The 10,278-nt window shown below is 60.8% G+C and carries 9 protein-coding genes and 2 pseudogenes; 5 read left to right on the top strand and 6 right to left on the bottom strand.

All coding sequences use genetic code 11. The features are described 5' to 3' along the window. Positions 1-92 precede the first annotated feature (92 nt). Together E3T55_RS05815 and E3T55_RS20695 are read left to right on the top strand one after the other, a co-directional pair. A pseudogene (locus E3T55_RS05815) lies at positions 93-521 on the top strand (ATP-binding protein); the annotation flags it as partial. Between the two features lie 91 nt (positions 522-612). Beyond that, positions 613-1,225, top strand: a pseudogene (locus E3T55_RS20695) (IS1595 family transposase); the annotation flags it as partial. A gap of 65 nt (positions 1,226-1,290) precedes the next feature. On the opposite strand, the gene E3T55_RS05800 reads toward E3T55_RS20695, so the two are convergent. The 5 genes from E3T55_RS05800 to rfbB form a co-directional block, all read right to left on the bottom strand. Continuing rightward, positions 1,291-2,331 carry an acyltransferase family protein gene (locus tag E3T55_RS05800; RefSeq protein ID WP_134518636.1) on the bottom strand — a complete coding sequence of 347 codons (1,041 nt, stop codon included), beginning with the start codon at positions 2,329-2,331 and terminating at the stop codon, positions 1,291-1,293. 184 nt (positions 2,332-2,515) lie between these two features. Further along, on the bottom strand, positions 2,516-2,941 hold the full coding sequence (locus tag E3T55_RS05795) for a DDE-type integrase/transposase/recombinase (protein WP_255455381.1): 426 nt from the start codon (positions 2,939-2,941) through the stop codon (positions 2,516-2,518). 130 nt (positions 2,942-3,071) lie between these two features. Continuing rightward, positions 3,072-4,331, bottom strand: a complete 1,260-nt coding sequence (locus tag E3T55_RS05790) for an IS256 family transposase (protein ID WP_241992893.1) — start codon at positions 4,329-4,331, stop codon at positions 3,072-3,074. 609 nt (positions 4,332-4,940) lie between these two features. Further along, positions 4,941-5,948 (bottom strand): NAD-dependent epimerase/dehydratase family protein, encoded by a 1,008-nt coding sequence (locus E3T55_RS05780; protein WP_134518634.1) that lies wholly within the window; start codon positions 5,946-5,948, stop codon positions 4,941-4,943. 221 nt (positions 5,949-6,169) lie between these two features. Then, positions 6,170-7,150, bottom strand: a complete 981-nt coding sequence (gene rfbB, locus E3T55_RS05775; protein ID WP_134518633.1) for a dTDP-glucose 4,6-dehydratase — start codon at positions 7,148-7,150, stop codon at positions 6,170-6,172. Positions 7,151-7,316: 166 nt separating this feature from the next. Here rfbB and rfbA point away from each other — a divergent pair, with 166 nt between their 5' ends. Together rfbA and E3T55_RS05765 are read left to right on the top strand one after the other, a co-directional pair. Beyond that, positions 7,317-8,213 (top strand): glucose-1-phosphate thymidylyltransferase RfbA, encoded by an 897-nt coding sequence (rfbA, locus tag E3T55_RS05770; RefSeq protein ID WP_134518632.1) that lies wholly within the window; start codon positions 7,317-7,319, stop codon positions 8,211-8,213. 27 nt (positions 8,214-8,240) lie between these two features. Then, positions 8,241-8,846 carry a dTDP-4-dehydrorhamnose 3,5-epimerase family protein gene (locus tag E3T55_RS05765; RefSeq protein ID WP_134518631.1) on the top strand — a complete coding sequence of 202 codons (606 nt, stop codon included), beginning with the start codon at positions 8,241-8,243 and terminating at the stop codon, positions 8,844-8,846. A gap of 433 nt (positions 8,847-9,279) precedes the next feature. Here E3T55_RS05765 and E3T55_RS05760 read toward each other — a convergent pair whose 3' ends face one another. Beyond that, positions 9,280-9,738 carry a hypothetical protein gene (locus E3T55_RS05760; protein WP_134518630.1) on the bottom strand — a complete coding sequence of 153 codons (459 nt, stop codon included), beginning with the start codon at positions 9,736-9,738 and terminating at the stop codon, positions 9,280-9,282. 327 nt (positions 9,739-10,065) lie between these two features. On the opposite strand from E3T55_RS05760, the gene E3T55_RS05755 reads away from it, so the two are divergent. Continuing rightward, positions 10,066-10,278 (top strand): HNH endonuclease signature motif containing protein (locus E3T55_RS05755; RefSeq protein WP_134518629.1); only part of this gene is annotated, 213 nt, incomplete at its 3' end.

The raw sequence follows: 10,278 nt of genomic DNA, 5'->3' as shown, positions 1-10,278 counted from the left end.
CACGGCTTCGTCTTTGTACTCAGGAGTGAACTCCCGACGTGTGTTTCCCATGTGAACATTCTCTCTTGTGAGGTGTCCAGTCAACGGGGGCAGGGCCACTCGCCTGCGCGCTGGCCATCGGCGCCTGCCACAGCGAACACTCCGTTCTCTACTTCCGGATGGACGACCTCGCCAGACGACTTGTCATCGCTCGCGGCGACGGCATCGCTCATCAGAAGCTTTTGAACGAGCTCTCCAACATCGATTTGCTGATCATTGACGATTTCCTCACGGTCGGCGTTGACAGCGACGCAGCCAGCGACCTGTTCGCGATCCTCGCGAACCGTGAGCACCGGCTGCCGACCATGATCGCCTCGCAGACCGGACCCGCGCACTGGGTCGCCGAGCTGCCCGACCGGGTCGCGGCGGATTCGATCGTGAACCGCCTCGCCAACAACGCCCGCATCATCAACCTCGGCCAGATCGACATGCGCCAGCACCGCAACGACCAAGCCCGCGCCGAGAAGAGCTACTGGGAGTAACACCTGAGCGGCTCGGGCACCACGCCCGGGCCGCTACCACCTCTTCAGAACAGCGCTACCAAGTGTCTGGACTGGCGCTACCATCAAGCGCTACTCGCCACTCCACAAACTACGGCGCGCCATGGTCAATCCGGACCGCTCTCTTCTGACCGGCGAGGTCGAAGTTGATGAGTGCCAAGTCGGAGGCAGGGAGACTGGTCGGCGCGGCAGGAGAAGCCTCATCGCCAAGGCTGCGCTGGTCGCGGTGGCCCTTGAGGTGCGCGGGAATGGCTCGGGACGAGTTCGGATGACCGTGATCCCCAACGCCTCCGGCGATACGCTGCGCGGCTTCGTGGCCGACAACGTCGCCCCCGGCGCCATCGTGCATACTGACGGCTGGATGGGCTACCGCCTTGACGAAGAACGGTTATGACCACCGAAAACGATCCCAACGCGCCGCCAAGAAGGTCGGTGATACCGACCCCGTCCTTCCACGCGTACACCGCGCCATCAGCAACTTCAAGACCTGGCTACGTGGCACGCACCGATCGGTGAGCAACGAACATCTGGGCGTCTACACGAACGAATTCACATTCCGCTACAACCGGCGAAACACGCCAATGGCCGCGTTTCAAATATCGCTCGGGCTGGGCGCCCAACGAGCGCCGACCACCTACCGCCAAATCGCTGATCAAGGCCCGAAAGCTCAACGCAACCTGAGCTAACCGTCTACGCACTACCGCGGTTATCCCGAATTCGGGATAAGCGCGATAAGTCGCCTGCGGCAAATCTATCGTGCGGTCGGTGCCCGGGCGTCAGTGCGGGAAGTAGTAGGTGCGACTCGTGGAATCCCGGCGAGGGTCATGCTGAATGGGCTTCGATGGATCGCCGCTCCGAGTAGCCATGAGCCGGCGAGGGCTATCGCGAAGATGGCTAGATTGCTCAGGGGGAAGGCGGGCAGCAGCCAGTAGAAAAATGTATGAGTGAGCAGTACGACCATGGAGGTTCGGGCGAGCTCGGTGATCACGACGCCCGCGCGCACGTCCCGACCATCCAGGATGGTCGTGGCGACGGCGACCATGCCTGCGCAGATCAAGAGGGCTACCAGGACGCTAAGCACGGGTGTCCCGAAGTTGCCCACTTTCATGTCGAGCGGTGCAGCAACTTCGGTCGCGAGCAAGACCGCGGCCGCGGCGATGAAAGTAAGTCCCCACCATCCACTGTGACGCACGCGCGGTAGTCCTTTTCGTATCTCAGCCCCGACCAGCGCAAAGAGCATGCAGGGGAGCGTGAAGAAAACATCGTGCGGGAGCATTGCCAGCGTCGAGCCGAAGAGGTAGGAGGCGGCGAGGCCGGATAGACCCAATGTCCATGCAATCCATCGAGGCGCAAGGTCGAGCGCCCGGAGTAGCACGGCAACGAAGAAGAGCAGGGGTAGGAACCAATAAGGCGCAAACATGCCACGAACCACCCCGCCGCCCCACAGCGTCTCTGTTATTGCAAGCAGGAACGAGCCATCTCGCTGGGCGAGCCAATAGAAATACGGAACGCCAAGAATTATGGTCCACGCCGCGAATGGCACAAGCAAGGATCGCGCCCGAGCAATGGTCTCGACCGCCAACGGCTTGTGCTGCGACCTCATATAGCCGGTGAGAAAGAAGAACAACGGAACATGCCACGAATACAGCGCTATCCGGACGGGATTCGCTGAATCGTCCGGGGAACCAGCCCACATGTGCCCCGCGACTACGGCGATCAGGCCGACCACGCGCACAGTATCAATAGCGACTGATCGCCGCCGTGTAGTACGCCCTACACTGACCGACCCCATGTTTCCCCCATCGTCATTACGAATCGTACATTGTCGGGCTTGCCTAGATTGTCGCACCGCTGAGTAAGCGGACGCTCTCGCCCAGAGTGCAGCATTCTCGACGCCGCACGCTGCGGCCGAGCGCCGCGGTGCTGCTGGTGATGGAATGCTGCACTCTGCCACAAGAGGGTGGCCTTGCCCCCGGTTAGTGGACACGGGTTAAGCGGCGGGTTGAACTTCCGCGGTCTGTAGCGAGTATTGCAGTTCGAAGGCAACGGGGGGTGGCACGGTCGAGGGTGGGCCACACTCGGCGGTAGTAGAACTCGGTTTTCAGCGTCGCGAAGAAGCTCTCGGCCATCGCGTTGTCCCAGCAAATACCGGTCAATCCCATCGAGCGGGTCATGCCATTCTTGATCGCGAACGCGGTGATCTGGGCCGAGGCATATTGGGTGCCTCTGTCGCTGTGAAAGATGACTTGTGCCGGCCTGTCGCCGCGCAACGTCATGGCCATCACGAGGGCATTCACTATCAGATCGGTCCGCATGTGGTCGGCGATGGCCCAGCCGATGACTCGGCGGCTGTGCGCGTCGATGACGGTCGCCAGGTAGACCCAGCCCGCCCAGGTCCTCAGATAGGTGATGTCCTATACCGATCCTGGGGCTATGCCGATGGTCGTTGTAGTGGTGCTGGTCAGATTTGATTTGGTCACGTCCCGCCGGGTGGTGTAATTCATCGTCACCGTGCGGGACAGCTTTTTTTGATTATGCAGCACTGAGTTCGGGGATGCGAATCACCCCCGTCAGAGCGCTGGCGTCGGGGCTGGTGAGAGCGGCGTTGAAGGCGTCCAGCTGGCGCATGTAGTTCTCGGCGAGGTAGCGGCGGGACCCGGCCTCCCACTCGTCGTGTTGCTCGACGAGGACGGCTCCAGCGAGGCGGAGCAGGGCCGCGGGGTTGGGGAACACACCGACGACATCGGTGCGTCGTTTGATCTCTTTGTTGAGGCGTTCGATCGGGTTCGTCGACCAGATCTGCCGCCAGTGTTTGGGTGGGAACCCGCAGAACGCGAGGATGTCGGCGCGGGCATCGTGGAGCATCGTGGCGACTTTGGGATGGGCGGGCTCGAGCATCCGGGTGACCTCGTCGAACTGGGCTTGGATGTGCTTCGCGTCGGGCTGGGCGAAGATGGTGCGGATGACCGCGGCGACCATGTCTTGGCTGGCGCGCGGCACGATCGAGGGCACATCTCGCATGAAATGCACCCGGCAGCGTTGCCAGGCCGCGCCTTGGAACACGGTGCTGATGGCCTTCTTCAGACCGGTGTGCGCGTCGGAGATGACGAGCTTGACACCGTCCAGCCCACGGGCTTTCAGGGACCGGAGGAACTCGGTCCAGAAGGGCTCGTTTTCGCTGTCGCCGACGTCGAAGCCGAGGACTTCGCGGCGGCCGTCGGCGGCGACGCCGATGGCGACGACCATCGCTTGAGAGATGACGCGGTGGTTGACGCGAGCCTTGCAATACGTGGCGTCGAGGAACACGTAGGGGTAGCCGGTGACGCCGAGGTCCCGGTCGCGGAAGGTGGCGACTTCCCCGTCGAGATCGGCGCAAATCCGGGAGACTTCGGACTTGGAGATGCCGGTGTCAGCGCCGAGGGCCTTGACCAGGTCGTCGACCTTGCGGGTCGAGACGCCATGGAGGTAAGCCTCCATGACGACGGCGAACAGGGCCTGGTCAACACGTCGGCGCCGCTCGAGGCGGGCAGGGAAGAACGACCCCTGGCGCAGCTTCGGGATCTTGAGATTCAGGTCGCCAGCCGTCGTCGTCAAGACGCGCGGGCGGGTCCCGTTGCGCTGCGCGGTGCGGTCATCGGAGCGTTCGAACCGGGCGGCGCCGATGTGCACGGTGGCCTCGGCATCGATGAGTTCTTGATAGAGCGTTTCGGTCACCATTCGGATTCGATCGGTGACATCGGTGAGCTTAAGTTCCGCGAGGAGCGCAAGCAGGGCAGACTGGACTAAAGCCATCGTGTGATGTGTCTTTCTGTGAGTTCTTTGATCGGTACTCACTGACCATCGCACGGTGGCTTTTTACGTCGTTAATCCAACGATCGAATAGCAGCGTAAACTCACGCTGGCCTCATTCGCCTTGACAAATTCCGCGGCCGCACCGCCGCGACGACCGCTCCGACGATCTCGGCCGTGGTCGCCGCGACGCTGGCGGTGCGCTCCAGCCCCGCCTCCTGCGCGGCGAACACAATACATGCCGGCGCGCGGTTTTCCGGTCCACGCCCGCCCGCTCGGCCACGACACGCAGCCCGACCCCGTCGAGTCACCCGCGCAACACTTCCCTGATCTCATTCTCGCTGACCTCCCTGAACCCCATCGAGGATGAACCTCCACGTCGAGAGCAGTGACGCGACGATCCAACAGCGGAGCGGAGGACCCACCGGCAAGGCGCGCCGGATGGTCCCATAACCGGCTAATCAGGTGGTCCCATGAGCCTGGCAGAAAACCGCCTACGGTGGTCCCATACTCATGGCAAGCGACAATGGCACATCGCCTTGTTCTACACACTCGCTTGAAGCGTCAGCACTGCTAAAACGTGAGGTTTGCTTCCTTACGGGTGGGCGTTCGTCACCCGGACATGCTGGTGCTGAAACTGTCCGGTCTCGGCTGTGGAAGAAGAACTTCATTTGCGCTATGCGTGGAGCTGGTCTGTCCTGTTTGTTCGCGCACAAGGTCCCACACCGAATTCACGCCGGCATCGAGAGTCGTCAGGTTTGGTTTACCGAATTCGGTTGTGAATCTTGTCATATCTAACACCACGTGATCTACGAAGGTCGACGGCTTAGGGAGGTCCCTCGTTACGAAATCTACGCCGGTTACCCGTCGAATCGAGTCAAAAATAGTGTTTACGGACGAACCCTGCCCGCTGCCCAAGTTGTATACGTCGTACTGTGGTCGACGATCGACCAGAAGCAGGATCATTCGAACCAAATCGTCGATAAACAGATAGTCCCTGATCATAGTCCCGTCTCCCAAACGGCTAATCGGCCCTCCGGATGCCACCTGATGCAAGACAATTGGGATGATACCCTGCCGTTTTTCTATGCTTTGACCGGCTCCATATGGATTCGAGATTCGCAGCGAAATGGAGTCAAGGCCATGTCTCACCCGGAAATATCGGAGGTAGTTTTCAATCGTAAGTTTGCCAATGCCATATGGGGAGACCGGTAATGTCGAATTCGACTCGGCATACAAGGAACGGCCTTGTGGTCCGTAGATTGCTCCACCGCTCGATGAGTAGTAGAACCGCTTGATGTTTGCGGCCACGCAGAGTTCAAGAAGGTCGACAGTCTGGCTAACGTTGGTTCGTAGATCAAGAGACGGTTCGCTCTCGGCGGTAATCGGTGTCGTTGTCGACAGGAAATGGAACACATAATCTTGATCCTTCAACGCTGCAGCAAGATCCGAACGACTCATGAAGTCTCCAATGAAACTTCCAACGTTGGGATGCGATACAGCGTGAATTCCTCGACTGAATCGGTCGAACGCAAGGACTTGGTGACCTGAATTTGCCAGCGCCGTGCACAAATTCGCTCCGATAAAACCATTCCCGCCAATTACTAAACAATTCGCCATGCTTCCCCCAAATGCTTGATCGAGAATCCACTAAGAACCCTATCGATGTGCACAGTTGTCATCGACTCATGACTTCCGTTTGCAATGTTGCCCAGAGGCAGCCGCCTTGACGATAAAGGCATCAGTCAGGGCTTTGCGGTGTCCCGGTCAACCGCGAGCCGGACTCATCGGTAAGAATCAGAATATCTGATCACTGATTTTTGCGGGGTTCACAACCGATGCTAGCCGACGAGGGTGGAGCGTTCTTTGAGCGGTTCCCACCAGTGGCGGTTGTCGCGGTACCACTGCACGACGTCGGCGAGGCCCTGAGTGAAGGGGACTTCGGGGGCGTAGCCGAGTTCGGCCTGGATCTTGGTGATGTCGACGGAGTAGCGCAGGTCGTGGCCGAGGCGGTCGGCGACGCGGTCGACGTAGGACCAGTCCTTGCCGGTGGAGTCGAGCAGCATCTGGGTGAGCTCGAGGTTCGTCAGTTCGGTGCCGCCGCCGATGTTGTAGATTTCGCCGGCGCGGCCGCCGACCAGCACGAGGGCGATGGCGCGGGTGTGGTCGTCGACGTGCAGCCAGTCGCGGATGTTGTTGCCCTCGCCGTAGAGGGGTACGTGCAGGTCGTCGATGAGGTTGCTGACGAATAGCGGGATGAGTTTTTCGGGGAAGTGGTAGGGGCCGTAGTTGTTCGAGCAGCGGGTGATCGAGNCGTGGGTGCGGTGGTAGCTGCGGGCGAGCAGGTCGCTGCCGGCCTTCGAGGCGCTGTAGGGGCTGTTGGGCTCGAGGGCGCGTTCTTCGTTCCAGGAGCCGGTCGCGATGGAGCCGTAGACCTCGTCGGTGGAGACGTGCACGAAGCGGGGGAGACCCGAGCGCAGCGCGGCGTCGAGCAGCTGCTGGGTGCCGAGCACGTTGGTCTCGACGAAGATTGAGGCGTCGCGTACGGAGCGGTCGACGTGGCTTTCGGCGGCGAAGTGCACGACGGCGTCGAGGCCGGGAAAGAGGGTGTCGAGCAGGGCGGCGTCGCGGATGTCGCCGTGCACGAAGGTGTAGCGGGGCGAGTCGGCGATGAGGGCGAGGTTGGCGAGGTTGCCGGAGTAGGTCAGGGCGTCGAGAACGACGACTTCAGCGCCCTCCAGCCCGGGGTACCTGTCTTTGAGGGTGCGGCGGACGAAGTTGGAGCCGATGAAACCGGCGCCGCCGGTGACGAGAATCTTCATTGGTGTGCTGCCCAATCGGTTCGCAAGAAGTGATGTGTAAGCCCACTCTATGGGGGTAGATAGACTGACTCCGTGCGGGGGGCATGATTTGCCACCGCCGGTGTGCGCCCATTTGGGTACCATTCCGCGCTGCCTGCGACAGACACACGTTGAGGGGAACTTACCCATGCGCGGAATCATTCTGGCCGGCGGTTCGGGCACGAGGCTGTGGCCGATCACGAAAGCCATTTCGAAGCAGTTGATGCCGGTCTACGACAAGCCGATGGTTTACTACCCATTATCCACACTCATGATGGCCGGCATCAAAGAGATCCTGATCATCACCACGCCGGAGTACAGCGGTCAGTTCAAGGCTTTACTCGGAGACGGATTGCAGCTCGGCATCCGCATCGAGTACGCCGTGCAGCCCTCGCCAGATGGCCTCGCCCAAGCGTTCATCATTGGTGAAGAATTCATCGGCGACAAGTCTGTGGCACTCGTGCTCGGCGACAATATCTTTCACGGTTCCGGGCTCGGCACGGCTTTGCGAGGCAATGCCAAGATTGAGGGTGCCCGCATTTTCGCCTACCACGTCGCTGATCCGACTGCCTATGGCGTTGTCGAGTTCGATGAAAGCATGACCGCGGTCTCCATCGAAGAGAAGCCGGCCCAGCCCAAGAGCAACTACGCCGTTCCTGGTCTCTACTTCTACGACAATTCCGTTGTCGAGATCGCCAAGTCGATTGAGCCGAGTGCTCGCGGGGAACTGGAGATCAGCACGGTCAACGAGCGCTATCTCGAGAAGGGTGCCCTGCACGTGCAGGTGCTCGACCGCGGCACGGCCTGGCTGGACACCGGCACATTCGAATCCATGATGCAGGCGTCTGAGTATGTGCGCGTCATCGAAGACCGTCAGGGCTTCAAGGTCGGCTGCATCGAAGAGATTGCCTGGCGCGCCGGCTGGATCGACGACGCCCAGCTGCGTGAGCTCGCCGCACCTTTGGTCAAAAGCGGCTACGGGCGATACCTCACTGCCCTTCTGGAATCAGCAACGCCAGCGACACCCGCTCTGACTCTCACCTAGCCAGCTCCCGATCAGAACGGCACCACATTGCAAATTCGTGAACTGACCATTCCTGATGCCTACGAGATCACCCCGAAGCAGTTCGGGGACGACCGCGGTGTTTTTCTCGAGTGGTACCGCTTTGACCGCCTCGAGGAGAAGATCGGGCATCGGCTGAATCTTGCGCAGGCGAATACGTCGGTCTCGAAGCGCGGCTCGGTGCGCGGCATCCACTTTGCTGATGTGCCGCCGAGCCAGGCCAAGTATGTGACCGCGGTGAGCGGTGCTGTTCTCGACTACATCATCGACATTCGCGTGGGGTCGCCGACGTATGGGCAGTGGGACAGTGTGCTTCTCGATGACACTGACCGGCGCGCGGTGTACATCGCCGAGGGGCTGGGGCACTGCTTTGTGGCTCTGACGGACAACGCGACCGTCAGCTATCTGGTGACGAGCCCGTTCAACCCCGGACGGGAGCACGGGATTAATCCGCTTGACCCGGAGGTTGGGTTGGTCTTTCCGCCGGAGGCGGGGGAGTTGCTGCTGTCGCCGAAGGACGCCGATGCGTCTGGGCTGGCGGAGGCTGCGGCTAGTGGGTTGCTGCCGACGTGGGACGCGGCTCGGGCCTACTACGAGACGTTACGCGCTGAATAGAGAGCGTATTTTGATGCTGCGTTGAGCGCCGCTCGGGGGAGTCCAGCTCGTCTGGGCGGCGATGCGCTTGCGTCGGCGCCCTAAGCGCCCCGGTTCAGAGCATCCGTCGTCTTCGTAAGGGCATGGCCCCAGTTCTGGGTCGGACTTGCGCGCACCCGATTCGCTGCTGGCGGCGGGGGTTTAGGTTGACGTCATCGTCTTGCCGAACGGTGCCAGGAGGCAACAATATGCCCAAGATCATGACATTTCCGAGGCTGCGAGCGTTGTGGCTTTTACGAAAAAATCGCTGCGTGCGGTGCCGCGTTGCCGTGGCGGATTACCGGCAGCGGCGGTGGTGCTCGGATGAGTGCGAGGGCTATTGGGTGCAGGACAGCATTTCGGGGTGTTGAAGCCGGCGGAGTCACAGGGCTCCGCGAACACAAAGAGTTACCTTTCAGCGATTCATCTTAATTTTGGCCCGGGCGATCTCTATGAACGCCTCCCTTGCGACTAACCGCTCATCTTCCCGTTGGTCGAGCAGGGGATCTCTTCGTTCAAGGGCGAGCACGGATGCCTTAGTTGCGTCTTGCAAATGCGCCGCCGCCTGATAAACGTCGTCCGGCCCCAAAAGCCTCACCAGTGCCGCACTTCGCAAAGAGTCGCGCGCTACCGCCGAAAGTTCGGATTCGTCTCCACGGTGTGCCGCGCCCAGAAAGTTATCCGTCGCAGTGAAAAAGTCACCGTACGCCTTCAATCGCTGATCGCGTTGCCACTTTGTGTGCTCTCGCCGCCCTTGGAACCAAGCGCCAAAGAAGCCTGCGAGAATCGTCAGGGCGACGCTGCAGATCGATACCAGAGGGACGATGATGGGATCTAAAGTTGCGACTGGTTGCACGGCGTTGAGGAGACACACGAAGCCAGCTTAACGGTTGCGTTGCAGCCTCTGAGACTTGGAATAGGTGACGGAAGCTGGGGTGAGCGGGGGCCTCGGGACGGGTCGTGGACTGTCGGCGGCCATGACTGGAATACGCCCATCTTCATGGCCCTTGAGGGGAGGATTCAAACCTGTGGGTTGCCGCGGCAAGGAGTTCCGGGGTGATGGCCAGATAGGCCGTGGTCGATGTTGGAATCACGCTGACGAGAGGGTCCGGGGCACCCGTCGGATCAGCGCCGACGTATGGCTCTGTGAGTCAGCTCGTTCCGGGCGCTGAACAAGCGTCTCAGCCTCTACGATCGAAGCATGTCAGACAAACGACCTGATGTTCCTGCAGCGCTCGAACGACAGATCAAGGAGGAAGCTGGGCATCGTTGCGCGATTCCTACTTGCCGTGGCACTTCCGGACTGCAGATGGCGCACATCGTGCCGTGGGAAGTCGTGCGAGAGCACACGTTCGAGAACATGATTCTTCTCTGCGCGGTGGACCATCTTCGCTATGACCTGGAGAAGTCGATC

The organism is Cryobacterium frigoriphilum (genome assembly GCF_004403305.1).
Lineage (GTDB): Bacteria > Actinomycetota > Actinomycetes > Actinomycetales > Microbacteriaceae > Cryobacterium > Cryobacterium frigoriphilum.
This window is presented reverse-complemented; position numbering and strand designations above follow the sequence as displayed.

What these genes read in the sequence shown, in the direction of transcription:
- rfbA (WP_134518632.1), top strand. Translation starts at nt 7,317, where the DNA reads ATGCGCGGAATCATTCTGGCCGGCGGTTCGGGCACGAGGCTGTGGCCG.
- E3T55_RS05790 (WP_241992893.1), bottom strand. Translation starts at nt 4,331, where the DNA reads ATGGCTTTAGTCCAGTCTGCCCTGCTTGCGCTCCTCGCGGAACTTAAG.
- E3T55_RS05800 (WP_134518636.1), bottom strand. Translation starts at nt 2,331, where the DNA reads ATGGGGTCGGTCAGTGTAGGGCGTACTACACGGCGGCGATCAGTCGCT.
- E3T55_RS05780 (WP_134518634.1), bottom strand. Translation starts at nt 5,948, where the DNA reads ATGGCGAATTGTTTAGTAATTGGCGGGAATGGTTTTATCGGAGCGAAT.